Below are 26,165 nucleotides of genomic sequence, written 5' to 3' on the forward strand. Positions count from 1 at the left end.
GACGCGGGGTGGAGCAGCCTGGTAGCTCGTCGGGCTCATAACCCGAAGGTCGCAGGTTCAAATCCTGCCCCCGCAATGATGTTTCAAGAGACCCCATCCTCCCGCTCCGGAGGATGGGGTTTCGCTTTTCAGGCGTCCTGCTCCGCGAGTTCCGCGTGCCGTTGCCCAGGCTCGCGTCGAGCTTTCGCCAGAGGGGCTCCGAGTCCCGCCTGTCTCCGCCGCGACACTTTGTCCACCGTGCGGGTCATCACTGACTTGACTCTGGAGAAACTGGGTAGGTCCGTCCTCAGTGGAATGTGTGCCAGGGACATTGCAACCCTCTGTCCTTGCTGGAGAAATTTTGCGCTGGGTCTCCCGTGCCCATGAAAATCTCCCGCGAGCGTAGAAAAAACGGCTTTGTCGCCTTTCAACCTACATCAGTAAAGGCACTAATCTCTTCAACAGGTGACAATTTGTCACCTGGGGGCCTTCCCGAAGAGATCCGTGTACCCGGTGAGCTGTCCGGGGCGCGCAATACCCGTCTCTTCGGGGTGGCTTCCTACCCCCGCGCTTTCCCAAGGGAGCACCCCCACGTGAGAAGGTTGGTTGCCAAGCTGTCCGGCCTGGCGCTGGTACTTTCGGGTACCGGTTCCTTCGCTCGGACGCTGCCGAACTACGACGCATACCTGGAAGCCAAGCCCGCGGAGCCCAAGTCCGCGAAGCTCAAGTCCGCGGCTGGTGACACGAGTGCGCGTGTCTCGCTGCCCGCGGCAGGCTCGAGTGCTCCTCGCTTCATCTGGGCCCGGACCACGGACGCGCAGAAGTCGCAGCGTGCGAAGCTCGCGAAGATGTCGCCCGAGGCCGCGGCGCTCTCGCAGCTGAAGGACTACGCCTCCGACTTCGGCCTCCGCTCCTTCGAGGAGGCCGGCGCGCGCGTCACCTCCGTGAAGCTGCTCGGCAACGCCCGGCTCGTCACGCTGACGCAGGAGTTCGGCGGCGTCGAGGTGTTCCGCAACAACGTGACGGTGCTGCTCGACAAGGGCAACTCCGTGGTGGGCCTGTCCGGTGCGCTGTCCGAGCACGTGTCCACCAGCGCCGTCCCCGAGCGCCTGGCGTTCAAGGGGAGCGCGAGCGCCGCCATCGCCGCCGCGTACCAGGACGTCACCGGCACGCGCCTGGACGCGAGCCTGCTGGCGCAGGTCAAGAGCGCGCGGCCTGGAGACCGGTACACGCACTTCTCGCTCGCGACCTACGCGCGTCCCCTCGAGGAGGGGCTGCGCGTCCCGGCCCGGGCCCGGCCGCTCTACTACCCGTTCGAGGACAGGCTCGTCCCCGCGTACTACGTGGAGGTGCAGAGCGGACGCGAGGACAGCCTCGAGTGGGATGCGTACTCGTACGTCATCTCCGCGGTGGATGGGCAGGTCCTCATGCGCAAGAACATGCGCGAGGAGGCCGCCTTCAGCTACCGCGCGTTCGCGGACACCACGCCTCCGTACACGCCGCATGACGGCCCCGCGGGCACCAACGCGAGCCCGCACCCGGACGGCGCGCCCACCGGCTTCCGCCCGGCCTTCGTGCCCCCCGCGCTCATCACGCTGCAGAACGCGCCCTTCAGCCGGAACGACCCGTGGCTGCCCGCGGACGCGACGGTGACGACGGGCAACAACGTGGACGCCTACGCGGACCTCGTGGCCCCCCCGCGCTTCTCCGCCGGAGATCTGCGGCCCACCGTCACCGCGCCCGGCGTGTTCGACCGGACGATGCAGTTCGACATGCGGCCGAACATCAACGACGAGCAGATCGCCGCGGCGACCACCAGCCTGTTCTTCGTGAACAACTGGCTGCACGACTGGTACTACGACTCCGGCTTCGACGAGGCGTCGGGCAACGCGCAGACCGACAACTTCGGTCGCGGTGGCATCGGCGGTGACCCGGTCCTCGCGGAGGCGCAGGACTACAGCGGCACCAACAACGCCAACATGTCGACGCCGGCGGACGGTGCCTCGCCCGTCATGCAGATGTACGTCTTCAACGCGGAGCGCATCGCGACGTTGACGGTGACGGCACCTTCCGAGGTCGCGGGCAGTGTCCCCGTGGGCATCGCGATGGACATGGGGCCGCAGGGCTTCGACCTGACGCGGCCCGCTGTCAACGCGCTGGACGCGGCGGGTCCTGGCTCGACGGACCGTGATGGCTGCAGCCCCCTCACCAACGCCGCGGAGGTGGCGGGGAACATCGCCATCATCGACCGTGGCGGCCCCCCTGAGTGCTCCTTCGTCGTGAAGGTGCAGAACGCGGAGGCGGCTGGCGCCGCGGCCGTCATCATCGCCAACAACGTGGCGGGCGCGGTCGCGAACCTCGGTGGCTCCTCGAGGACCATCGGCATTCCCGTGGTGCTCATCACCCTGCCGGATGCGACCCGCATCCGCAACGCGCCGGGCCTGACGCTGCACCTCAACCGCACCGCGACGTACCGGCCGGATGGCACCGTCGACAACTTCATCGTGGCCCACGAGTGGGGTCACTACATCAGCAACCGCCTCGTCCAGAACGCCGCGGGCCTCACCAACAACCAGGGCCGCGCGATGGGCGAGGGCTGGGCGGACTTCCACGGCCTGCTGATGATGACGCGTCCGGAGGACATCCAGGTCGAGTCCAACGCCAACTGGATGGGCGCCTACGGCCCGGGCGAGTTCGCCACGCGCGCCATCTCCCTGGACAGCGCCTTCTACGGCATCCGCCGGGTGGCTTACTCGTCGGACATGGCGAAGAACGCGCTGACGTTCCGCCACATCATGAACGGGGTGCCGCTGCCCACCACCGCGCCCATCTCTCCGAGCGCCAGCGTCAACTCGCAGGTCCACAACTCGGGTGAGATCTGGGCCACCATGCTCTGGGAGGCGTACACGTCCCTGCTGCGGGTCCACCCGTTCGAGGAGGCCCAGGCGCGCATGAAGCGCTACCTGGTCACCGGCTACATGCTGACGCCGGCCGCGCCCACCTACAACGAGGCGCGCAACGCCCTCATCGCCGCCGCCGAGGCGAATGATCCCGAGGACGCGCAGCGCTTCTGGGTGGCCTTCGCCAAGCGCGGCATGGGCCCGGGCGCCATCTCCCCACCGCGCGGTTCCACCACGCATGCGGGCGTCGTCGAGAGCTTCAAGGTCGGCGCCTCGCTCGAGTTCGTGGCGCTCACGCTCGCGGACGACTCTCCGACGGGCTCGTGTGATCGCGACGGCGTGCTCGACAACGGCGAGACGGGCCGCCTGGTCCTGACCGTCATCAACAATGGCTCGGTGCCGGCGAACGCGAGCACCGCCACGGTCATCTCCCCGACGCGGGGCATCACCCTCGGCAACAATGGTGTCGTCGCCATCCCCGCGCTGGGCTCCTTCGAGCAGGCGACGGTGTCCGTGCCGGTGACGCTGACGGACGCGGCGCCCAGCACGGTCGCGGAGTTCACCGTCGCGCTCCGGGATCCCGACAGCGCGAACCCCGGAGACGTGGTCGCCTCGATGGCCGCCACGACGAACTACAACGAGGCGCCGGCGACCAGCACCACGGAGACGGTCCAGTCCAACATCCTCCTGCTGCCATGGGAGATGGAGTCCGCCGAGGGTGGTGGCATCACCGAGCAGTACTTCTCCTTCACCACCTTGGACACGCGTGGCCTGAACCGCGCGTTCCTCGGGCAGGCCGCGGGTCGACCCACGGACTTCTGGCTCAAGACGCCGGAGCTGAACGTGGCGGAGACGGGGGACCTCATCGTCCGGTTCGACCATGCCTACCAGTTCGAGACGGGCACCAACCCCACCGTCTACTACGACGGCGCCGTCATCGAGCTGACCCAGGATGGCGGGCAGTCATGGGTGGACGTCGGCACTCCGCTCTATGGCGGCACGCTGAACACGGCCGCGGGCATCATCAACAACCTGCAGGGCCGTCAGGCCATCGTCGGCACGAGCGCGGGCTTCCCGAACCTGGTGGCCGCCACGCTGAACCTGGGCACCACGTACGCGGGCAAGACGGTGCAGCTGCGCTTCCGCATCGGCACGGACAACGCGACGGGCACGACGGGTTGGGCCATCGACAACATCGCCTTCACGGGCATCACCAACACCCCGTTCACCAGCCTGGTGGCGGACACGGGCGTCTGCTTCAACCGTCCCCCCGTCACCAACGCGGGCCCTGACCTCACGGTGGACGAGCGCACGCTCGTCACGGTGGCGGGCAGCGGCACGGACGCCGACGGCGATTCGCTCACGTTCCAGTGGACGCGCGTGTCCGGCGCGGCGGTGGCGCTGTCTGGCGCGACCACGCCGACGGTCACCTTCACGGCGCCCGAAGTGGCCGTCGACTCGAACATCGTCCTGCGGCTGACCGTCAGCGACGGCACCCTGACGACCTCCGACAACGTCACGGTGCGCGTGCGCAACGTCAACCGCGCTCCCACGGTGAACGCGGGCGCGGATGGATCCGCCGACGAGCGCAGCACCGTCACCCTGTCCGGCGCCGCGACGGACGCGGACAACGACCCCCTGACGTACCTCTGGACCCAGGTGTCCGGTACGCCCGTGGCCATCGCGAACTACACGACGCCGACGGCGACCTTCGTCGCGCCCGAGGTGACGGGGGACGAGACGCTGTCCTTCCGCCTCACGGTGTCCGACGGCAAGACGAGCGTGAACGACACGGTGAACGTGGTCATCCACCCCGCGAACCGCGCGCCGGTGGTGACGGCGACGTCCGTGACGGTGAACGAGCGCAGCACGGCCACGCTCACGGCCGTGGCCTCGGACGCCGACGGCGACACGCTGACGTACGCCTGGACGCAGCTGACCGGTACGCCGGTGACGCTGGACAACGCCAACACGGCGACGGCCACGTTCGCCACGGGTGAGGTGGCCGCCAACGCCGTCCTCACCTTCCGCGTGACGGTGTCCGACGGGACGGCCAGCGCCACCCAGGACGTGTCGGTGGACGTGCTGAACGTCAACCGCGCGCCGACGGTGAACGCGGGTCTGGATGGCACCGTGGCCGCGCGCGCCACGGCCACGCTGAGCGGCTCGGCGACGGACGAGGACGGTGACACGCTCTCGTACACGTGGGTGCAGACGGCGGGTACGGCGGTGGCGCTGTCCAATGCCACCTCCGCCGTGGCGACATTCACCGCGCCGGACCTGTCGGCCGCCGAGACGCTGACGTTCCGCCTGACGGTGAGCGATGGCAGCGTCATCGCCAGCGACACGGTGGACGTGCAGGTCACCCCGTCGCCGATTCCGAACCAGGACCCGGTGGCGAAGGCCCGCATCATCGTCAATGGTTCCCAGACGTCGCTGACGCTCGACGGCTCGGAGTCCAGCGACCCCGATGGTGACGCCCTGACGTACAAGTGGGAGCAGACGGGGGGCCCGAGCGTCACGCTCAACGAGTCCACCCGCGCGGTGCTCAGCGTGGACGTGCCGGACCTGGACGGCGAGAGCGCCACCTTCTCCTTCAAGCTGACGGTGAAGGACCCCAGCGGCGCCTCGCACAGCGTCACCGTGCAGGCGACGGCCAGGCCCGACGAGGGCGGGGGTTGCTCCTCCACGGGCGCGGGTGCTCCGGCGGGCATGATCGCCCTGGCGCTCCTCAGCCTGCTGCACCGTCGTCGCCGCGTGAGCTGATCCGGACGCCGCCTCTCCTCGGAGAGGTGGTACCCTCCGGGGCCGGGTGCCTGACAGGCCCGGACCCGGAGTCGCTCGAGACAGTCTGAAGCAGTCCGACGGCCGGCATCCTCGCGCGAGGGTGTCGGCCGTTGAGCTTTCGCGCTGCAGCGGGCGCTGACTGGTGCACGAATGCTCCCGTGGGGCATGAAGCCCGGACGCGGGCCCGGAGCAGGCTGGAGGCACACGGCGGGCCCATCGTGGGGCCTGCGTGTCGCGCCCATGCCCCAGCTCGCCACCGCCACCGCGCCGTTCCTGCAGGAAATCGTGGTGCTGATTCTCGCAGGCGCGCTCATGGCCTATGTCGGCCATCGCTTCCGGCTGGTGCCCATCGTCGGCTTCCTGCTCGCCGGCGCGCTGATTGGTCCCAACGCGCTCAAGCTGGTGAAGGACCTGGAGCTGGTGAACTCGGCCGCGGAGCTGGGCGTCATCCTGCTCCTGTTCAGCATCGGCCTGGAGTTCAGCCTGGAGAAGCTGGTGCGGCTCCAGAAGCTCCTGTTCGGCGGCGGCGGGCTCCAGGTGGGCCTTTCGTCCGTGGGGATGATGGGCCTGCTGATGCTGTTCGGCGTGGCGTGGCGGCCCGCGCTCTTCACGGGCTTCCTGGTGGCGCTGTCCTCCACCGCCATCGTCCTCAAGCTGCTGGGAGATAGGGGCGAGACGTCCTCGGACGTGGGGCAGGTGTCGCTGGGGCTGCTCATCTTCCAGGACCTGGCCGTGGTGATGATGGTGCTGCTGGTGCCCGTGCTGGCGGGGAAGGGCGATACGCCGCTCCACTTCCTGGGGGCCTTCGGCAAGGCACTGGGCATCATCGTCGCGGTGCTCGTGGTGGCGCGCAGGTTGATGCCCAGGCTCCTCGAGGTGGTGGCGCGCACGTGCTCACCGGAGCTGTTCCTGCTCACCGTCATCGCCGTGTGCTTCGGCACCGCGTACCTCACCAGCCTCGCGGGCGTCAGCGTGTCGCTGGGCGCGTTCCTGGCGGGGCTGGTGGTCAGCGAGAGCCGCTTCAGCGAGCACGCCTTCGGCGAAATCCTCCCGCTGCAAATCCTCTTCAGCGCCACGTTCTTCGTCTCCGTCGGCATGCTGCTCGACGTGGGCTTCCTCGTGGAGCACCTGCCGGAGGTGCTCCTGGCCATCATCGCGGTGCTCCTGGTGAAGGTCCTCACCACGGGCATCGCGGTGCTGGCGCTCGGCTACCGCATGCCGGTGGCGGTGGAGAGCGCGCTGCTGCTGGCCCAGGTGGGCGAGTTCTCCTTCGTGCTGGAGCGGAGCGGCCGTCGGCTGGGCCTGTTCCCCGCGGGGCTGGAGGAGGGCTCGCAGGCGTTCATCGCGGCCACCGTGATGTTGATGGTGCTCACGCCGCTGCTGTCACGGCTGGGCGGCTGGGCCCAGGGGCGGCTCACCCGCAAGGTCCATCGCGCGGTGGCGCAGGCGGGCCCCACCACGGACGAGGCGGAGGCGCTCGCGGCCGAGTCCTTCGCCCGCTACGAGAACCACGTCATCGTCGCGGGCTACGGAGATGGGGCACGCAGGCTCGCGCGCGTGCTGCGCGGCTCGGGCATTCCCTTCCTCGTCTCCACGCTGAGTCCCCCGGGCGCGAACGAGGCGGAGGCCGAGGGCATGGCGGTGCTCCGCGGCGACTACGCCCGACAGCGCACGCTGCGCGTCGCGGGGGTCCAGCGCGCCAAGCTCCTGCTCGTCGTGGATGACGACGCGGCCATGGCCCACCGTGTGGTCGCTGTCGCGCGGATGGAGAACCCGACGCTGCGACTCGTCGCCCGCGTGCGCGCCGTGGCGGACGTGGAGCCGCTGCGCGAGGCCGGCGCGGACGTCGTGGTCTGCGAGGAGCTGGAGAGCCTGGTGGCCGTGCTCTCCTCGGTGCTCGAGGACTACCGCCAATCCCCCGAGGACATCGAGGGCCACGAGGACTCCGTGCGTCGCTCCGGCTACGCGGCGCTGCGCATGTCCGGCGCGCTGGAGAAGCCGCTGCTCGTCTGTGCGCTGGAGAAGGACTGTCTCGGCTCCCGCCGGGTGTCGGTCCGTCCGGGCGCGCCCCTCGTGGGGCTCTCGGTCTCGGCGCTCATCGAACGCGCGGGCGGCGCCCTTGGAGTCCTGGAGCTGCGACGAGACGACGTGCCGCTGACCTCCGTCACGCCCCACACCCTCTTCGAGGCCGGTGACGAGCTGGTGCTCAAGGGCGCCGCGGACGCCTTCGCGCGTTGCGCCGAGCTGTTCCGCACCCCCGCGCCCGAGGGGCTCGAGATGGAGCCCGTGCCCGCCGCGCCTCGCACGTCGGCGGAGCTCATCGACACGCAGGCGACCCTCGAGTTCCTGCCGAAGCCGGGCACAGGGCCTTGTGGCCACCTCGACCGGCTGCGACCCGTGCGACCGAGGACCCGCGGGTGCGAGGAGTGCCTGAAGCTCCGCGACACCTGGGTGCACCTGCGGCTGTGCATGACGTGCGGCCACGTGGGGTGCTGCGACGACTCGAAGAACAAGCACGCGACGCGGCACTTCCACGAGTCGGACCACCCCATCATCCGCTCCCTGGAGCCGGGCGAGCGCTGGGGCTGGTGCTACGTGGACAAGGTCCAGCTCGACAGCGAGCCACCCGCGCGCACGTAGCACCGCTGTCGCTTCAGAGCGGCCGCACGTGCTCGGCGAGTCGGCCCGTGGTCATCAACTCCTGGAGCTCGTCGCCCATGCGCTCGCTCTCGGCGACCACCTGGTTCCAGGCGCGGATGCGCGCGGTGTCGCTCATGCGCTCGAAGTCGGTGCGGTCCGGAATCCGTCCTCCGGGCAGGCGCGCCACCAGCTCCGGGGAAGGGGAGATGAGCAGGGCCCTGCGGAAGTTCAGCGGCTTCGCCCGTCGCCAGCGCAGCGCCTTGTCGAACCAGCCCGGCACCACGTATGGATAGAAGTGCGGATAGAGCACCAGGCCCTCGCCCGCGCCGAAGTCCAGGTCCAGGTGGTAGTCGATGACGCCGCCGTCCCGGTACACGCCCGTATGCGCCCCGGGGATGCGCACGCCGCTGAGCACCAGCGGGATGGAGCCCGACGCGATGAGCGCCGGCTTCAGGTTCTCCTTCGTCAACGGCAGGTGGACCGAGGGCAGGTCCTTCTGTCCCACGAAGGGGCTGGTGTCGCCCGCCGTGTCGAAGATGACGCGCCGCAGATGCAGGCTCAGGCTCCGGCGGCTCACCACGTTGCCCATGGCGCACAGCGCCAGCCCGAGCAGTTGCACGCGCGGATGCTCCACGCCCAGCGGTCCCTTGCACAGCGCGGTGACCACGTGCAGCCGGGCCCACGGGTGGCGGAGGATCTCCTCCACGCCGTCATCGCCCAGGAGCGCGTCGAGGATCCGCTCGCTCGTCTCGCTCACCAGGGCGGGGGAGGGCTTGGGCGGATAGCGCTGGTCGATGTACGCCGCCTCGAAACGATGCAGCGCGGCGACCGGGTCCTTCTGCGCCAGACACGCCAGCCGCCAGCTGCCGATCGAGCTGCCAATCAGGTGCAGCGGACGGGTGCGCCCCTGGAAGAGCCCACCGAAGAGCGCCCGGTCCAGCCCCGCGAGCACCAGCCACTTGGGACCTCCGGAGGCCCCAGGAACGACGTCCACGTCGTCACCACGCAGGCCCCGCGCGCGCAGGAGCCGCAGTGCGTCGGGGCCGGCCAGAAGCGTCAGGTTCGATGCCATGTCGACCCGGTACGCTAACAGGGCGACGCGTCGTGCGCGGGACTTCCTCCAATCGTCCCACCCGGGTTGCGGCCGTTCATGCACCACTGCTGTAGTGCGCGCGACGCCATGAAAAAGCTCCCGCCCTCCGAATGGAATCTGAGTCGTCGCGCCTTCCTCGGTGGCACGGCCGCGGCCACCGCGCTGGCCACGCTCGACGCCTCGGCGAGCCCCGACGCGACGAAGTCCCTGCCCGCGTCGTTCGAGCTGGAAGAGGCCACCGTCGCCGACCTCCAGGCCGGCATGCGGGAAGGGAAGTACACCGCGCACGGCCTCACCCAGCGCTACCTGTCGCGCATCGCCGCCCTGGACCGCTCGGGCCCGCTGCCGCTGTCGTCCGTCATCGAGGTGAACCCGGACGCGCTCGCCATCGCGCAGGCCCTGGATGAAGAGCGCAAGAGCAAGGGCGCGCGCGGACCGCTCCACGGCATCCCCGTGCTGCTCAAGGACAACATCGCCACGACGGACCGGATGCAGACGTCGGCGGGCTCGCTCGCGCTCGTCGGCGCGGTGCCTCCTCGCGAGGCCTTCCTCGTCACGAAGCTCCGCGCGGCCGGCGCCGTCATCCTCGGCAAGACGAACCTCAGCGAGTGGGCCAACTTCCGCTCCACGCGCTCGGCCAGCGGCTGGAGCGGACGGGGCGGGCAGTGTCGCAATCCCTATGCGTTGGACAGGACGCCGTCGGGCTCCAGCTCCGGCTCGGGCGCGGCCACCTCGGCCAACTTCTGCGCCGTGTCCGTGGGCACGGAGACGGATGGCTCCATCGTGTCCCCGTCCTCGGCGTGCTCACTGGTGGGCCTCAAGCCGACGGTGGGGCTCATCAGCCGCGCGGGCATCATCCCCATCTCCCAGAGCCAGGACACCGCGGGGCCCATGACGCGCACCGTGGCGGATGCCGCCGCGCTGCTCACGGTGCTCGCGGGCATCGACCCCGCGGACGCGGCGACCGCGCGCAGTGAGGGCCACACCGGGCTCGACTACACGAAGTTCCTCGACGCCGACGGGCTCAAGGGCGCGCGCATCGGCGTCCCGCGCGAGCACTACTACGGCTACCACGCCGCCACGGACGCGCTCGCGGAGCAGGCCCTGGAGGTCATGCGCTCCAAGGGCGCCATCATCATCGACCCGGCGCCCATCCCCAACGTCGAGAAACTCCAGGAGCACGAGTTCGAGGTGATGCTGTACGAGTTCAAGGCCGGCACGGAGGCCTGGCTCACGAGCCTGGGCGACCAGACGAAGCTGCGCACGCTCGCGGACCTCATCCGCTACAACGAGGAGCACTCGGACCGGGAGCTTCCGTACTTCGGCCAGGAGCTGTTCCGTCAGGCCCAGGCGCGCGGGCCGCTCACCGACGCGAAGTACCGCAAGGCGCTGGCCGCGTGCCGCAAGCTGTCGCGTGAGCAGGGCCTGGACGCGGTGATGCGCAAGCACCGCCTGGACGCGCTCGTCGCCCCCACCGAGGCGCCTCCCAGCCTCATCGACCTGGTGAACGGAGACCACTGGCTGGGCAGCAGCTCCACGCCCGCCGCAGTCTCCGGCTACGCCACCCTCACCGTGCCCGCGGGCTACGTGCGCGGGCTGCCCGTGGGGCTGTCCTTCATCGGTCAGGCCTGGAGCGAGCCCACGCTGCTCAAGCTCGCCTACGCCTACGAGCAGGCCACCCGCCACCGACGTCCGCCCGGCTTCCTGCCCACCGCCGAGCTGCGGCTGCTCGCCGGGCGCTGAGTCGGCGCTACACCGCTCAGGGCGACGCGGCCCACGGCAGCGTCGCCTGCATCACCGCCTCGTGCAGCGCGGCGGTGCGCAGGTGGTTGAAGCGCTGGTACTCCGGGTCGCTCACCATCTGCAGGAAGGCGGCGCGGCTCGGATAGCGCACCAGCATCACCGCGTCCCACGTCTGGCCCGGCTCGGCCACCAGCGGGGTGGAGCAGTCGCCCGCGTACAGCGGCTGCGCTCCCGCCTTCAGCATGAAGGGCATCACGGCGTTCGCGTACTCGGCGAACGAGGCGCGGCCTCCCTCCTTGAACTTCACCAGGTTCATCATCACCAGGGGACCGCCGGGGTCTTCCTGGAGAAATCGCTGGATGTCGTTGCCCTGCGGATCGACGGCCACGGTGATGCCTCCTCGCTCCTGTGAATCAATCCGCCCCCCATCGAGACGGCGAGCCATTGTCTCCCAGACGCGCAGTGTGGTGCACCTGGCGCGCCGGCGACTCGGCCCTGTCAAACACTGGGGCCCCCGACACCCACGACGAGCACGTCACGAGCGGCGGAGGCCCCGGTCGGAAGCCCGGTGCACGAGGCCCCGGGCGTCACGTCATCAGCGGTAGTACGGCGACAGCGCGGCCTGGATGCGCGCCAGCAGGTCCTCGGCCTGGATGAGCTCCGTGCCGCTGAGCGTCCCCAACTGGGCCTGGACCGCGTCGCGGCCCTGGCGCAGGGCCACGTAGGCCGGCAGGCTCTGCATGTTCTTCAGGATGTCCACCATGGCGCGGCGGGACTGGAAGCCGCGCACGCCGTCCACGTTGATGAGGATGCCGTGGATGTCCGCGAGCACCTGCGGGGTGATGGCGCTGTCCTCGTCGGGCGTGGCCGTGAAGCTGCCGCGCGCGGCGAGCGGGTCCAGGTACAGGCGGGACAGCACGCGACGGGCGAGGTCATCGGCCACCGCGCCGTAGCCCGGGCCCGCGTCCGGCGGAACCGCGAGCGGAGGACGCACGGCCGCGATGGCGACGTCGTACGCGTACGTCTGGTCGACCTCCACGCCCGAGCGCGCCCACTGCAGCGTCGCGTTCAGGTAGTAGTCGAACGAGCCCGCGAGCAGCGGGAAGGGGAGGACTTCGTACAGCAGCAGCTCCTGCACCAGCGCGTACGTGGAGCCGTAGAAGGCGCCCAGCGGGTCGGAGTAGCGGTCATACGGGTTGCAGTACGGCTCGAGCTCCGTGTCCTCGTCCGTGCAGAACAGCTCCGTGGGCTCGTCCGGCGACAAATCGTACAGGTAGCGGACGGCCTGTACGTCGTAGGACTGCGGCGTGTCCACGAAGATGGCGTCGGGATCGTACACGTACTCCATCACCGAATTGGAGCGCGGGCTGTTGGGCGCGCCGGTGTACACGAGCGAGCCGGCGAAGTTGTGGCGCAGGCCCAGCGTGTGGCCCACCTCGTGGAGGATGACGTGCGTCAGGTACGCCTCCACCTTCTCCTTCTTCGTGCGCTGCGTCTCCGCCGCGGGCCCCGGCAGCTTCTTGTGCTTGGCCAGCGCGTCGTCGCGCATGGGGGGCAGGGGCATGGCGCACAGGTGGTCCTTGTCGAAGCCGCCCCACGACATGCGCACCGGCTTGCGCGCGTTCTTCAGCTTCGCCGCGACGGCGGCCTGCGCGTCGTCGCCGAACTCACCGTCGGCCAGCTCCAGCCACAGCGCGTTGACGTAGACGGTGGCGCCGCGAATCTCGCTGGTGTTGGGGTTGAGGCGCCAGTCGGCGAAGGCGAAGCCCGCGGACGCGTCCGGGTCGAAGATGATGACGTTCTTGTCGTCGTCCGCGAAGCCCGACGTCGCGCCCACGGAGGCCTCGAACACCTTGAAGCCGAACGCCTGGTTCCAGCCCTCGACGCCCCGCTTCACCGCCGCCACCACGTCGTAGTTGGCGAAGCGCGGGTCGGCCTGCACCTTGTTCACCGTGTCGGTGATGATCCACTTGATGGGCTTCATGCCCGGGCGGATGTTCCACTTCGCCGCCGTCTGGGTGACGTAGCCCGTGTTGGGGAGGATGCGCGGCTCACCGCGGAAGTAGTGCTCCAGCCACGGCAGCTCCGTGGGGGTGTAGCCCTGGCCCTCCTTGTACTGGCGCAGGGCGATTCCCAGCGTGCCGGAGGTGCGGAACAGGTTGTCCTCCAGGAAGTCCGGCGCGGACGGGTCCGGCACGTCCGCGTAGCCGGTGAACACCTGCTCGAACGTGACGCCGTCGGAGATCTTCCGGAAGCGCTGCGCGAAGCTCAGCTCCGTCTGGAAGCGCACGCCGGTGGCGCCGTAGGCCTCGCCCATCACCCCGTAGCGGTTGAGCCCCGCCGTCGGGTCCACCAGGATGTAGCTGTTGGAGCCGCGCAGGACGTTGAAGGCGCCGTAGTCGTTGACGATGGGCCACGCCTCGATGAGCACCTCCGGGTCGAACACGTCGCTCATCGTCTTGCGGTCATCCGCGTCGAAGACGAACAGCTTCCCGTTCTGCTCCTTGAAGCTCACCACGCGCGTGCCTAGCGAGGACGCCGCGCCGTAGTACACCGCACCGGGGTGCAGCTGCTTGAGGTACGCCGACATGAACCAGCGCTGCCCCAGCTCGCTCTTGCGGATGGCCAGGTAGAAGCTCTCGCCGGAGTTGGACACGGAGCCGTCCAGTCGCTGGACGACCCGGCCCTGCTCCTCGGCGCTCACCTTGCGCGGAACGGCGACGAACGCGTCATCCAGCTCCACCTGCAATGACTCGGCGGGTGCTTCAGGGGTCGGGGGTTGAGGCTCGTTCGCGTCGGATGCGGGACCGCAGCCAACGCCCAGGGCCAAGATGGTGGTGACGGCGCCGAACAGGCCGCGCCGCAGCGGGGAATTCCACCTCATTGTTGCCTCCATGGGGTTTCGCCACTTCGCTTCGCGGCTTCCCCTTTGCTCAAGGAGATGCCGCAAAGAGTCATCCGCGCAGCCTGCCTGGAAGTTGCTCCTCACATTGATTTCTTGGTTTCGCGCAATCCGGTGACACCAGCAGTACGGATGCGGGTCAGCCGTCGGTGCGCTCGCGCTGCGAGTCCAGGTAGGCCGCGAAGCCCGCCTTGGACTGGATGCGGAAGGGCGGCAGGCGCGCGAGGGCCTCGGGCGCGAAGACGTACTGCTCGCACACGAGGCTGGCGCGCTGGGTGTCGTCGCTTGCGCCGATGAAGGGCTGCACCTCGTGCTGGAGGTGTCCCTGGAAGTGCACCAGCAGTCCCGGGCGCGGCCGCACCTCACCCAGCGGGCGGTTGTCCTCGAGCAGCCGCAGCGCGCCGCCTCGCGCGCCCGGAGGCACCTGGAGGTAGAGCACGCTGACGTGGCGGGGCGTGGCGTCCGGCACGCCGCTGGGCCCCTGGAGCGTGGCGTCGATGTGCCGGCCCACGCCCATGCCCGCGTCGAGCAGCAGGAGGTTCAGATAGAAGGCGTTCGGCTCGGCTCGGGGCTGTCGTCCGCTGAACAGTCGCTCGCGCCACGGCAGCAGGCCCCGCGCGCTCCCCGGCTCCAGCACGCGTGCCAGGAAGGGCGTGAGGAAGGGGAAGCGCGCCTCGAGGGCGGGGCGGCCCTCCCGGGTGAAGATGAGGGCGAAGCCCCGGCTGCCCTGGAACGTCCCCATCAACGGGCTGCGCGCCACGAAGCGCGAGCCGAGCAGGGCGTCCCGGAGGGCCTCCAGCTCACCGGGAGGCAGGGCTTGACGGTGGGTGATGTAGGCACTCAAGACGAGAAATAACGGAGTTTCAGGGGGAGCGGATCAATTGGCTTTTACTGCCTACCTTTTAGGTTCCAGAATTGCGGGGCCGTCCCTCCCCCCCGCGCAAGGTCCCCCCTGCATGAGCCAGCAACCTCGTTCCGTCAACAGTGCTCCCTCCGCTGCTCCCAGCTCTCCGCCGGCCGCGGCGGTGATGACCCAGATGGTCTACGGATTCTGGATTTCTCGCAGCCTGCAAATCATGGCGGAGCTCGGCATCGCCGACATCATCGGTGACGTCCCCAAGACGGCGGAGGAGCTCGCGCAGGCGAGCGGCACGTATGCCCCCGCGCTGCGCCGCATGCTCCGGCTGCTCAGCGGGCTTGGCGTGCTCATCAAGGACGAACAGACACAGGCCTTCGGGCTGACGGAGCTGGGGGAGATGCTGCGCAAGGACAGCCCCGGCTCGGTGTACGGCTCGCTGCGGGCGCATGGCCACCTGCTGTCGTGGTCGGCCTGGGGTGACCTGGTGTCGTCGCTGAAGACGGGGCAGCCGTCCGTCGAGAAGTTCATGGGGGACAGCTTCTTCGGCTACCTGTCGAGTCATCCGGAGGACGCGGCCATCTTCAACGGCAGCATGGCCGCGTACCAGAGCCTCAACGCGCCGGCGGTGGTGGGCGCGTACGACTTCTCGCAGGTCCGCTCGGTGGTGGACGTGGGCGGCGGCACGGGCACGCTCCTGGGCCACATCCTCCAGTCGCACCCGCACCTGAAGGGCGCGCTGTTCGAGCTGCCGCACGTGAAGGCGGAGGCGACGGCGCGGCTGAACGGGATGGGGCTGGGCAACCGCTGCCAGGTGCTGGAGGGCGACTTCTTCGCCAAGATTCCGGCGGGCCACGACGTCTACATCCTGTCGCAGATCCTCCACGACTGGGACGACGAGCGCAGCCTGAAGATCCTCACCAACATGCGCGAGGCGATGGGCCCGCAGTCCAAGCTGCTCATCGTGGAGACGGTGCTGCCGGGCGACAACGTGCCGCACTTCGGCAACCTCTACGACATGGCCATGCTGGTGCTGGTGGGCGGCCGCGAGCGCACGGGGCCGGAGTACTCCGCGCTGGTGGAGAAGGCGGGCCTGCGCGTGCACCGCGTGCTGCCCACGTACATGCCGCCGAGCGTGGTGGAGGTCGTCCCCGCCTAGGCGCGGGACGGGCCCGGCCCGGCTCACGCGTCGGGCCGGCGCCGGGGCGTGTCGAGCAGGTGCAGGAGCGCCTTCTCGGAGCAGTGCAGCCTGTCGCCGCGCGACGACGTCAGCTCGTCCACGGAGTCGAAGTAGCGGTCCACCACCTGGCCCCGCTCGAACAGGGCCAGCACGGACGGGTAGATGTACGAGGAGCGCGCGACGGCGGGCGTGTTGCCCAGGTGCTCGGCGACCTCCTTCACCGCGGCCACCATGCTCTTCTTGAGCGCGGGGCCCTTCGCCTGGGCCTGCTTCGCGCGGGCCCGGGCCAGGGCGCACGCGCAGATGAGGGTGCCCGCCCAGGTGCGGAAGTCCTTGGCGCTGTAGTCCTCGCCCATGACCTCCTGGATGTACGCGTTGATGTGGCGCCGGCGGACGTCCACCACCAGCCCGTCATCCAGCACGAACTTGAACACGTCCCGCCCGGGCACCTTCAGGAGCTTGCGCACGAGCGTGGCGACGCGCCGGTCGGTGAGCTGGCGGTGCTGCTGCTTGCCGCTCTTGCCCGGGAAGTCGAACGACACCGTGTCCCCGGACACGCGCACGTGGTTCCTCCTCAGGGTGGCGATGCCGAAGCTCGCGTTGTCCTCCGCGTAGCGCTGGCTGCCCGGGCGGATGAAGCACGTGCCCAGGATGCGCAGGGTGGCGGCCAGCACCTTGTCGCGCCCCAGCCCCTGGCGCCGCAGGTCCGCGTTCACGCGCCTGCGCATGCGCGGCAGGGCCCGGGCGAAGCCGACGATGCGCCGGAACTTCGCCTCGCCCGCCTTCCTCCGGTACGCGGCGTGGTAGCGGTACTGCCAGCGGCCCGCGGCGTCGCGGCCCACGGCCTGGAGGCTCGCGGTGGGGGAGGGGGCGATGAACACGTCGCGCCACGCGGGCGGCAGTCGCAAGGCCTCGATGCGCTCCTTCGTCCTCGCGTCCACGCGCCTTCCGCTCGCGTCCACGTAGCGGAAGCCCCGGGCCGGTGAGCCCACGCGGCGCAGGCCCTCTTGCTGGAGCTGCTCCAGCCGCGTGAGACCCCGGCTCCGGGCGGGGGCTCGAGGCGGGCGGGCAGTGGCGGCGGTGGCTTGCATTTCGCGGCTTCCGGGTGGAGGTGGACCCCGGGAACCCTTGGGTCCCGGCCCTCTGGAGGTGCCAATCCCGAGCGCGCGCGGCAACGAAGGTCGCCTCTGCTTTCCCGCCCGTGGAGCAGGCAGGAAAACGACCCCCCCGGTTTTCGCAGGGAATGCCCGTGGATTAGAGTCCGGAGCGCTGATGACGCCCTTCTTCGACGCCATCCTCGCGTTCCCCACCGCCCTCTTCACCACCGCCATGGGCGTGGTGCTGACCTATTGGCTGTTCGTCATCGTGGGCGCGGTGGGGATCGACCTGCTGGACGGCGGGCACGTCGACTTCGAGTCGGGCGGCAAGGCGCTGGGCGCGGCCATCGAGGGTGGCGGCAAGGCGCTGGCGGGCTCGCTGGAGGGCGGGGCGAAGGCGGCGGGCGAGGCGCTCCAGGGCGGCAAGGCGCTCGCGGGGCATGACCACGACGCGCACGTGGACGGGGGCATCCTCTCCACGCTGGGCTTCGCGGGGATTCCGCTCACGGTGTCCGTGAGCCTGGTGTCGTTCTTCTCGTGGTTCCTGTCGCTGCTGGCCACGCCGCCGGCGCACGCGCTGCTCGGCGGGGCGCTGCCCTCGTGGCTCATCAACTCCACGCTGGGCATCCTGTGCTTCATCGCGGGCCTGGTCATCTCCGGCTTCGCGGTGCGGCCGCTGCGGCCCGTGTTCGTGGCGCACAAGGCGCCGGGGCGTGACTCGCTGCTCGGCCGGGTGTGCACCATCTCCAGCGGCAGCGTCACGGACAGGAACGGCCACGCCACGTTCGAGGACGGCGGCGCGGGCATCATCTTGAATGTCATCTGCGCCAAGGCGAACGGCCTGAAGCGCGGAGACCCGGCCCTGGTGCTCGCGTACGACGCCGAGCGCGACGCGTACGAGGTGGAGCCGGTGGATTGGTTGTTGCCGGAGGAGATGGATCAGCTTCGCGACCCGGTGCGGGCCGCGGCGCTGGCACGCTCCCGGGCACGCGCATGACTTGAGTCGAGGCACGGGTCCGCTTCAGAGGGGGGCGGGCCGTGAATGGATTCGACGCCAGGGGGCTTTCGCGGGGGATCCCTGGCGCCTGATACAAGGCCCGCCGTCAATACTTCACAGGAAAAGGCCATGGATCCCATCACGCTGGTAGCCGCCGTCGGCGGAGGTGTCATCCTCCTGACCGGCATCATTCTCACCATCGTCCGTCTCTACCGGCAGGTGGACCAGGGCAAGGTGCTCATCGTCAACACGCTCAAGAGCGAGCCGCTGGTGACCTTCTCCGGCGCGGTGGTGTTCCCCATCATCAACCGGGCGGAGGTGATGGACATCTCCCTGAAGACGGTGGAGATCGACCGCCGCGGCAAGGAGGGCCTCATCTGCCAGGACAACATCCGGGCGGACATCAAGGTCACCTTCTTCGTGCGCGTGAACAAGACGCGCGAGGACGTGCTCAAGGTCGCCCAGTCCATCGGCTGCGTGCGCGCCAGCGACCAGGAGACGCTGGAGAAGCTCTTCGAGGCGAAGTTCTCCGAGGCCCTCAAGACGGTGGGCAAGAACTTCAACTTCGTGGACCTCTACACCAAGCGCGCCGAAATCAAGGACAACGTGGTGGAGGTCATCGGCCGCGACCTCAACGGCTACATGCTGGAGGACTGCGCCATCGACTACCTGGAGCAGACCCCGGTGGAGATGTTGGACAAGGACAACATCCTGGACGCCGAGGGCATCCGGAAGATCACCAAGCTCACCACCGAGCAGAACATCGTCACCAACGAGCTCAAGCAGACCGAGCGCCAGGCCGTGACCAAGCGCAACGTCGAGGCCGACCAGAGCATCTTCGAGCTGGAGCGTCAGCGCGAGGAGGCGGCCGCCAAGCAGAAGCGCGCGATTGAATCCGTGCAGGCCGAGGAGTCCGCGGAGGCCGAGCGCGTCAAGCAGGAGCAGTACTCCAAGGCGCAGCTGGCGCGCATCAAGGCCGAGCAGGAGATCCTCGTCCAGGAGCAGAACAAGACGCGCGACATCGAGGTGGCCCAGAAGCACCGCGAGCGCGAGGTGAGCGTGGAGGCGGAGAACGTGGAGCGCGCCCGCTCGCTGGCGGCCATCGGCCGGGAGCGTGAGACGGAGCTGGAGCGCATCGCCAAGGAGCGCGCGCTGGAGGAGCAGAAGAAGGACATCGCGGACGTGGTGCGCGCACGCATCGCCGTGGAGAAGACGGTGGCGCAGGAGGAGGAGCGCATCAAGGACCTGCGCGTGGAGTCGGACGCGCTGCGCAAGAAGCAGGCGCTCATCATCACCGCCGAGGGCCAGGCGCAGGAGAAGACCGTCAAGGACGTGAACGCCGCCAAGGCCAACAGCGAGATGGCGGTGTACATGGCGAAGGAGAAGCTCACCCTGGCCGAGGCGGACCTGGAGGCCGCGGACAAGACGGCCAAGGCGAAGACGCGCCTGGCCGAGGGCATCCAGGCGGAGGCCGCCGCGACGGGCCTGGCCGGCATCCGCGTGAAGGAGGCGGACGCCGCGGCCACGGAGAAGCTGGGCATGGCGCAGGTGCGCGTGCAGGAGGCCGAGGCGGGCGTCATCGAGAAGCAGGGCCACGCCCAGGCGCAGGCGGTGCGCGAGAAGCTCCTGGCGGAGGCCGCGGGTGAGCAGGAGAAGGGCCTGGCCCGGGCGCGCGTGCAGGAGGCGGAGGCCGTCGCCATCCAGAAGCGCGGCGAGGCGGAGGCCATCGCGACGAAGGAGAAGCAGCTGGCGGAGGCCGCGGCCATCCAGGAGAAGCTGCTCGCCGAGGCCCGGGGCCTGGCGGAGAAGGCGGCGTCCATGAAGCTGATGGACGGCGTGGGGCGCGAGCACGAGGAGTTCCGCCTGCGGCTCGGCAAGGAGCGCGACGTGGAGCTGGAGAACATCCGCGTGCGCAAGGACATCGCGCAGGCGCAGGCGGAGGTGCTGGCCAAGGCGTTCGCCAACTCGAAGTTCAACATCGTCGGCGGCGACGGCGAGTTCTTCGAGCGCTTCGTCAAGGCGGTGTCCTTCGGCACGGCGGTGGACGGCGCGCTGGACCACAGCGAGTCGCTGAAGAAGGCGCTGGGCGGGTACGTCAACGGCGAGAAGGACCTGCCGGCGGACCTCAAGGAGATCCTCTCCAAGCCGGGTCTGAGCAACGACGCGCAGAACCTGGCCGTGGCCGCGTTGCTGCACCGCATGACGCCGAGCGCGACGGACGCGACGGCGGCGAGCCTGAAGGCCCTGCTGGGCTCCGACGGCAAGGCCGCCTCCGCCGACAAGCAGGGCTGAGGCCATCAGCAGGGGGCCGCCATCGCCGCGCGAGCCGTGCGGTGGCGGCCATGACGTCACGACGACTCCGCCCCGGGCCATCCGGGGTGGCGTCCCCTCGACGGGGGACGGGGCGGGGTCCATGCGCAATTCCGGTGAGCACTCATGGCAACTGAAGGTGGCAAGGGCGCGGCGCCCACGGGCGAGGTCGCGCTAGAGGGGGGCAGCTACGAGGTCATCCGGACGCGACTGCTCGCGCAGGCGGAGGCGCTGGGCACCAAGGCGGCGGACCTCAACGCGCGGCGCAAGGCGTTCTTCGGTGGCACGGAGCTGGCTGTCATCGGCAACGAGCGCGTGCGCACCGAGAACAACTGCGTGGCGCGCGACATCGTCAGCGTCGGCAAGTACCTGCTCTTCGGCTACAACGTCTTCATCGGGCTGAAGAAGGAGACGTCCGTCGCGGACGTGTTCTCGCTGCACCGCTTCGAGAAGACGGCGGACGGGTTCGACCTGTCCGCGGTGCCGCACACGGAAGGCGGCGGCTTCCTGGCGGACCCGCGCTTCATCAAGGACTTCGGCGAGCTGTACCGCTACTACAAGGACGCGAAGCTCCTGCAGCTGCGGCGCAAGGACGCGCGCCTGTTGGCGGTGTTCAAGACGGGCCAGTCCGCGAGAGACCTGAAGGTCTTCCGCTTCAGCCTGGACACGGACGGCAACGCCACCTACCTCGACAACCAGGGCGACAAGGACCACACCTTCCCGCCGTCGCACGACTTCGAGTGGACGGTGGCCACGCGCGAGAACTACGTGCTGGGCGCCCACCCGCACGTCAACGTGCTGGACCAGGTCTTCGTGGAGACGGTGAAGGGGGACCTCACCGTGAAGGTGGAGGACAACACGTCCTCGGGCCTGGGCATCTACAGCGAGCCGGTGGAGGACGCGAACCAGTCGCTGGACGACGCGCGCTTCGCCTGGGCGCAGGTGGGCACGCTCATCCTGCTGCGCGTGCTGCCCTTCCGCGAGAAGGTGCAGCGCTACCTGGTGTTCAACTCGCGCACGCAGCACGTGGTGCGCATCGACGCCATCGGTCAGGCGTGCATCCGGCTGCCCGAGGACCAGGGCATCATCTTCCCCGGCGGCTACTACCTCCAGACGGGGGACTACAAGGTTTTCGACGGTGAGGCCACCGGCGAGGGCATGGAGTTCAAGAAGGTCATCCGCTCGCCGAATGGCGAGGACGTGCTCTACGTCTTCCACCAGCGCGAGGTGGGGCGCTACCTGCTCTTCCCGTACAACCTGGTGCGCAAGGAGGTGCAGAACCCGCTGGTGTGCAACGGGTACAGCCTCTTCGGGGACGGCGGGCTGGTGGTGTTCCGCGAGACGTCGGCGGACCCCACGCGCGTGCACCCGATGCAGGTGTGGCAGACGCCCTTCGCGTCGGACGAGCACGCGGCGGCGACGCCGCCCGCGCCCGGGTACCTGGGCAAGGTGGGCAACGCGGAGCTGGTGCGCGGCATCTCCGACTCGCTGACGCTCCAGCGCATCGCGAAGACGGACAAGCCCAGCCGGCGCACCTACGAGGACCTGGTCGCCGCGGCCACGCGCGCGCTGGACGCGTACTACTGGCTGGGCCACGCGGAGACGGGCCTCCAGGAGCCGATCGAGACGCTGCGGCGCACCTCCGAGCTCATCATCGACGAGTTCGAGAAGGTGCTCGCCCTCCAGAAGCGCGCCACGGAGGCCCTGGCGGAGGCGGAGCAGGCCCAGGCGAAGCTGCTCGCGCGGGTGCGGCCGGAGCTGCTCACCACCGCCGAGGAGTTCATGCTGGTGCTGGCGGAGCTGCGCCAGCAGCGCGGGCACCTCATCACCCTCAAGGACATCCGCTACATGGACCTGGGGCGGGTGGACGCCCTGGAGAAGGCGGTGGTGGAGGCGTCCGACTCCACCAGCACCGCGTGCGTGGAGTTCCTCCAGAAGGGGGAGGCGCTCCAGCCGCTGGCCGCGCGACTGGACGAGCTGCTCGCGAAGCTGGAGCCGGTGCAGACGACGGCGGAGCTGCAGCCGCTGGGCGAGGACATCGAGAAGACGGCCCAGGGCCTCACCGTGCTGGGCGAGGTGGTGGGCGGCCTCCAGGTGGGAGACCCGCTCGCGCGCGCCCGCATCCTGGAGGGCATCTCCGAGCTGTTCGGCCGGCTCAACCGCGTGCGCGCGAGCCTGGCCGCCAAGCGCAAGGAGCTGTCCGGCCGCGAGAAGCGCGCGGAGTTCGGCGCCCAGTTCAAGCTGCTCGGGCAGGCGATCGAGAACGCGCTGGCGCAGGCGGACGTGCCGGAGAAGTGCGACGAGGGCCTGTCGCGCCTCACCGTGCAGCTGGAGGAGCTGGAGGGCCGCTTCGGCGAGTTCGACGAGTTCCTCGGGCAGATCACCCAGAAGCGCGAGGAGCTGCTGGAGGCGTTCGGCGCGCGCAAGCAGACGCTGGTGGACGAGCGCCAGCGCCGCGCGCAGAGCATCTTCGGCGCCGCGGAGCGCATCCTCCAGGGCGTGCAGCGCCGCTCCAAGGCGTTCAAGTCCGACGACGAGCTCAACGCGTACTTCGCCACCGACGCGATGATCCTCAAGCTGCGGCAGCTCTCCGAGCAGCTGATGGCGCTGCAGGACAGCGTGCGCTCGGACGAGGTGCAGTCGCGGCTGAAGTCCGCCAAGCAGGACGCCCTGCGCGCGCTGCGCGACAAGCAGGACCTCTTCGCGGACGGCGACAACGTCATCAAGCTGGGGACCTACCGCTTCAACGTCAACACCCAGCCGTTGGATTTGACGCTGGTGCCGCGCGACGGCGCGCTGTACCTGCAGCTCACCGGCTCCGACTACGCGCAGAAGCTGGAGGACCCGGCGCTGCTCGAGCAGAAGGACCTCTGGGACCAGCACCTGGTCTCCGAGACGCGCGAGGTGTACCGCGCCGAGTACCTGGCCGCGTGCATCCTCTCCGACGCGGAGGAGGGCAAGAACGGCCTGTCCCTGACGGGGCTGCACGCGGCGGTGATGGGCGGGACGCTGCTGGAGCCCGTGCGCGCGTACGCGGCGGACCGCTTCGACGAGGGCTACGAGCGCGGCGTGCACGACGTGGACGCGGCCGCGGTGCTGGAGAAGCTCCTGGCGCTGCACCAGGGCGCGGGCCTCTTGCGCTTCGCTCCGGTGCCTCGCGCCCTGGCGGCGCTGTACTGGGCCTTCGACACCGAGGAGGCGGCGCGGGCGCTCCTGCACCGTCGGGCGCGCAGCCTCGCGCGGCTGCGGCAGACGTTCTCCGCGGCGGGCGGCCTGCACGAACTGGGCATGGCGCTGGGCGAGGCCGTGGGGGCCTTCCTGAAGGCGCAGGGGCTTTCGCACTCGCCGGCGGAGGCGCGGCTGGCGGGTGGCTACCTGGTGGAGGAGCTGGCCGTGGAGCGGCCCCGCTTCACCACGAGCGGCGAGGCGCTGGTGCTCCGGGACGCGTTCCTGGCGCAGCTGGAGCGGCAGGGGACGCGCACGGCCTTCGAGGAGGATTTGCGCGGGCTGGAGAAGGACCTGGCGTCGCGGCTGGACATCGCGCGCGCGTGGGTGCAGGCGTGGCTCGCGCAGCGGGACGGCGGCCCCGGGGACTCCGGCTACTTCGTGCTGGAGACGGCGGTGTTGCTGCTCACCGAGCGCAAGCTGGACCGCGAGCCCGCGGGCGCGCTGACGGCGGCCGAGGTGACGGGCCTGTTGGGCAGCCACCCGCGCATCCAGGACCGCAAGCTGCCGTTGCGCCTGGATGAGTTCCTGGCGCGCCTGGGCGAGTTCCGGCAGCTGCGCGTGCCCCGGTATCAGGCCTACCGCGCGTTGCAGCGGGACCTGCTGGAGCGCGAGCGGCGCAAGCTGCGCCTGGAGGAGCTGACGCCGAAGGTGCTGTCGTCCTTCGTGCGCAACCGGCTCATCGACGAGGTGTACCTGCCGCTCATCGGCGCCAACCTGGCCAAGCAGCTCGGCGCGGCGGGCGAGGGCAAGCGCACGGACCGCATGGGCATGCTGCTGCTCATGTCGCCGCCGGGCTACGGCAAGACGACGCTGATGGAGTACGTGGCGAGCCGCCTGGGCCTCACCTTCGTCAAGGTGAACGGCCCCGCGCTGGGGCACTCGGTGAAGTCGCTGGACCCGGCGGAGGCGCCCAACGCCACCGCGCGGCAGGAGGTGGAGCGCATCAACCTGTCCTTCGAGATGGGCAACAACGTGATGCTCTACCTCGACGACATCCAGCACACGGACCCGGAGCTGCTCCAGAAGTTCATCTCCCTGTGCGACGGCCAGCGCCGCGTCGAGGGCGTCTGGAATGGCCGCACGCGCACCTACGATTTGCGCGGCAAGAAGTTCTGCGTCGTCATGGCCGGCAATCCCTACACGGAGACGGGGGAGCGCTTCCGCATCCCGGACATGCTCGCCAACCGCGCGGACACGTACAACCTGGGCGACATCCTGGACGGGAAGGAGCACCTGTTCGCGCTGAGCTACCTGGAGAACGCGCTGACCTCCAACACGGTGACGGCGCCGCTGGCCACGCGGGATTCGGCGGACACGCATCGGCTCATCCGCATGGCCCAGGGCGAGGAGGTGCCCGCGGGCGAGATGAAGCACGGCTACGCGGCGGCGGAGCTGCAGGAGATCATCGCCATCTTCCAGCGGATGTTCCGGGTGCAGTCGGTGCTGTTGAAGGTGAACATGCAGTACATCGCCTCGGCGGCGCAGGACGAGCGCTTCCGCACCGAGCCGGCCTTCAAGCTCCAGGGCAGCTACCGCAACATGAGCAAGCTGACGGAGAAGCTCGTCTCCGCGATGACGGACGCGGAGCTGGAGCGGCTCATCGACGACCACTACCAGGGCGAGTCCCAGACGCTCACCACCGCCGCGGAGCAGAATCTGCTGAAGCTGGCGGAGATGCGCGGCCGGCTCACCCCGGAGAAGGCGAAGCGCTGGGAGGAGATCAAGCAGGGCTTCGCGCGCGTCAAGCGCATGGGGGGCAAGGAGGACGACCCCGTGGCCCGCGTCACCGGGCAGCTCAGCGGCATCGAGGAGCAGCTCGGCGCGGTGCGCGACGCCGTCGCGCAGGCGGCCACGCAGCTGGCCCAGGGCGCCGCGAATGACGAGGCGGACCCCACGGCCGAGGCCCTGCCGTACCTGGAGGCCCTGCGCGACGCGGTGCTGGAGGTGGCGCGGGTGGGCCGCGAGGTGAAGCAGGCTCCGGTCGTCGCGGCCGCCGCGCCCGTCGCCGCGAGCCCGGATCTGACGCCGTACCTCAAGCACCTGGCCCAACTGCTCAAGGCGCTGACGGAGCGCGCGGCCATGCCCGTACAGGCGCCCGTCGTCCAGCAGGCGCCCGCGCAGGACTTCGGGCCGTACCTGGACCAGCTGTCGCGAGCGCTCGCGGCGCTGGCGGACCGCCCCGTGAATGTGTCGGCCCAGGTGCCGGCGGAGGCGCTCCAGCGGACCGCCGTGGCCGGACCCTCGCCCGCGGAGCTCAGCCGGCAGATCGAGCTGGTGGAGGGTGTGCTGCTGCCCCTGGAGCGGGCCTCCCGTCGCGCGGTGCAGGGCGAAGGGGAGGGCGTCAAGTCGCTCCAGGTCTGGCAGAACGTCACCGAGGCGCTGGAGCTCCTGCGCTCGATGCTGCGGCGCTGAGGTGCGGGCCGGGGCTCGCTTCGCGCGAGCCTCGGTCCGGG

At 69.9% G+C, this 26,165-nt stretch carries 12 protein-coding genes and 1 tRNA gene; 8 read left to right on the forward strand and 5 right to left on the reverse strand.

All coding sequences use genetic code 11. The annotated features are described in order from the left end of the window. Window positions 1-2: 2 nt before the first annotated feature. The 3 genes from K8640_RS39360 to K8640_RS39370 all read left to right on the forward strand — a co-directional run bounded on the left by K8640_RS39360 (window position 3) and on the right by K8640_RS39370 (window position 8,306). A tRNA-Met gene (locus K8640_RS39360) sits at window positions 3-76 on the forward strand. A gap of 496 nt (window positions 77-572) precedes the next feature. Continuing rightward, a complete protein-coding gene (locus K8640_RS39365; RefSeq protein ID WP_223751782.1) occupies window positions 573-5,645 on the forward strand; it encodes a myxosortase-dependent M36 family metallopeptidase in 5,073 nt (1,690 codons plus the stop codon). A gap of 261 nt (window positions 5,646-5,906) precedes the next feature. Next, complete coding sequence (locus tag K8640_RS39370) at window positions 5,907-8,306, forward strand: cation:proton antiporter (RefSeq protein WP_370640442.1); 2,400 nt, start codon at window positions 5,907-5,909, stop codon at window positions 8,304-8,306. 13 nt (window positions 8,307-8,319) lie between these two features. Here K8640_RS39370 and K8640_RS39380 read toward each other — a convergent pair whose 3' ends face one another. Continuing rightward, window positions 8,320-9,378 carry a patatin-like phospholipase family protein gene (locus K8640_RS39380; RefSeq protein WP_141323124.1) on the reverse strand — a complete coding sequence of 353 codons (1,059 nt, stop codon included), beginning with the start codon at window positions 9,376-9,378 and terminating at the stop codon, window positions 8,320-8,322. Between the two features lie 108 nt (window positions 9,379-9,486). On the opposite strand from K8640_RS39380, the gene K8640_RS39385 reads away from it, so the two are divergent. Next, complete coding sequence (locus tag K8640_RS39385) at window positions 9,487-11,142, forward strand: amidase (RefSeq protein ID WP_223751783.1); 1,656 nt, start codon at window positions 9,487-9,489, stop codon at window positions 11,140-11,142. Window positions 11,143-11,158: 16 nt separating this feature from the next. On the opposite strand, the gene K8640_RS39390 is transcribed toward K8640_RS39385, so the two are convergent. The 3 genes from K8640_RS39390 to K8640_RS39400 form a co-directional block, all read right to left on the reverse strand. Further along, entirely contained in the window at window positions 11,159-11,530 is a 372-nt protein-coding gene (locus tag K8640_RS39390; protein ID WP_046714029.1) for a DUF1330 domain-containing protein, read from the reverse strand. A gap of 207 nt (window positions 11,531-11,737) precedes the next feature. Beyond that, window positions 11,738-14,026 carry a zinc-dependent metalloprotease gene (locus K8640_RS39395; RefSeq protein WP_223751784.1) on the reverse strand — a complete coding sequence of 763 codons (2,289 nt, stop codon included), beginning with the start codon at window positions 14,024-14,026 and terminating at the stop codon, window positions 11,738-11,740. 157 nt (window positions 14,027-14,183) lie between these two features. Continuing rightward, a complete protein-coding gene (locus K8640_RS39400; protein WP_223751785.1) occupies window positions 14,184-14,888 on the reverse strand; it encodes a 2OG-Fe(II) oxygenase in 705 nt (234 codons plus the stop codon). Between the two features lie 193 nt (window positions 14,889-15,081). Between K8640_RS39400 and K8640_RS39405 the strand changes: the two genes are divergently transcribed. After that, window positions 15,082-16,059, forward strand: coding sequence for a methyltransferase (locus tag K8640_RS39405; RefSeq protein ID WP_141323119.1), 978 nt, complete (start codon window positions 15,082-15,084; stop codon window positions 16,057-16,059). Between the two features lie 23 nt (window positions 16,060-16,082). Here K8640_RS39405 and K8640_RS39410 read toward each other — a convergent pair whose 3' ends face one another. Then, window positions 16,083-17,171, reverse strand: a complete 1,089-nt coding sequence (locus tag K8640_RS39410) for a DNA topoisomerase IB (RefSeq protein ID WP_223751786.1) — start codon at window positions 17,169-17,171, stop codon at window positions 16,083-16,085. Between the two features lie 181 nt (window positions 17,172-17,352). Between K8640_RS39410 and K8640_RS39415 the strand changes: the two genes are divergently transcribed. The 3 genes from K8640_RS39415 (at window position 17,353) to K8640_RS39425 (ending at window position 26,124) form a co-directional block, all read left to right on the forward strand. Then, window positions 17,353-18,174, forward strand: coding sequence for a hypothetical protein (locus K8640_RS39415; RefSeq protein ID WP_223751787.1), 822 nt, complete (start codon window positions 17,353-17,355; stop codon window positions 18,172-18,174). Between the two features lie 129 nt (window positions 18,175-18,303). Continuing rightward, window positions 18,304-20,466, forward strand: a complete 2,163-nt coding sequence (locus tag K8640_RS39420; RefSeq protein ID WP_141323116.1) for a hypothetical protein — start codon at window positions 18,304-18,306, stop codon at window positions 20,464-20,466. A 144-nt stretch (window positions 20,467-20,610) separates the two neighbouring features. Then, the gene (locus K8640_RS39425; RefSeq protein WP_223751788.1) at window positions 20,611-26,124 is read left to right on the forward strand and encodes a DNA repair ATPase; all 5,514 of its coding nucleotides are present in this window, start codon (window positions 20,611-20,613) and stop codon (window positions 26,122-26,124) included. Window positions 26,125-26,165 lie beyond the last annotated feature (41 nt).

It is taken from the genome of Myxococcus sp. XM-1-1-1 (assembly GCF_020037095.1).
Lineage (GTDB): Bacteria > Myxococcota > Myxococcia > Myxococcales > Myxococcaceae > Myxococcus > Myxococcus fulvus.

What these genes read in the sequence shown, in the direction of transcription:
- K8640_RS39385 (WP_223751783.1), top strand. Translation starts at nt 9,487, where the DNA reads ATGAAAAAGCTCCCGCCCTCCGAATGGAATCTGAGTCGTCGCGCCTTC.
- K8640_RS39425 (WP_223751788.1), top strand. Translation starts at nt 20,611, where the DNA reads ATGGCAACTGAAGGTGGCAAGGGCGCGGCGCCCACGGGCGAGGTCGCG.
- K8640_RS39415 (WP_223751787.1), top strand. Translation starts at nt 17,353, where the DNA reads ATGACGCCCTTCTTCGACGCCATCCTCGCGTTCCCCACCGCCCTCTTC.
- K8640_RS39410 (WP_223751786.1), bottom strand. Translation starts at nt 17,171, where the DNA reads ATGCAAGCCACCGCCGCCACTGCCCGCCCGCCTCGAGCCCCCGCCCGG.
- K8640_RS39380 (WP_141323124.1), bottom strand. Translation starts at nt 9,378, where the DNA reads ATGGCATCGAACCTGACGCTTCTGGCCGGCCCCGACGCACTGCGGCTC.
- K8640_RS39395 (WP_223751784.1), bottom strand. Translation starts at nt 14,026, where the DNA reads ATGAGGTGGAATTCCCCGCTGCGGCGCGGCCTGTTCGGCGCCGTCACC.
- K8640_RS39420 (WP_141323116.1), top strand. Translation starts at nt 18,304, where the DNA reads ATGGATCCCATCACGCTGGTAGCCGCCGTCGGCGGAGGTGTCATCCTC.
- K8640_RS39370 (WP_370640442.1), top strand. Translation starts at nt 5,907, where the DNA reads ATGCCCCAGCTCGCCACCGCCACCGCGCCGTTCCTGCAGGAAATCGTG.
- K8640_RS39405 (WP_141323119.1), top strand. Translation starts at nt 15,082, where the DNA reads ATGGTCTACGGATTCTGGATTTCTCGCAGCCTGCAAATCATGGCGGAG.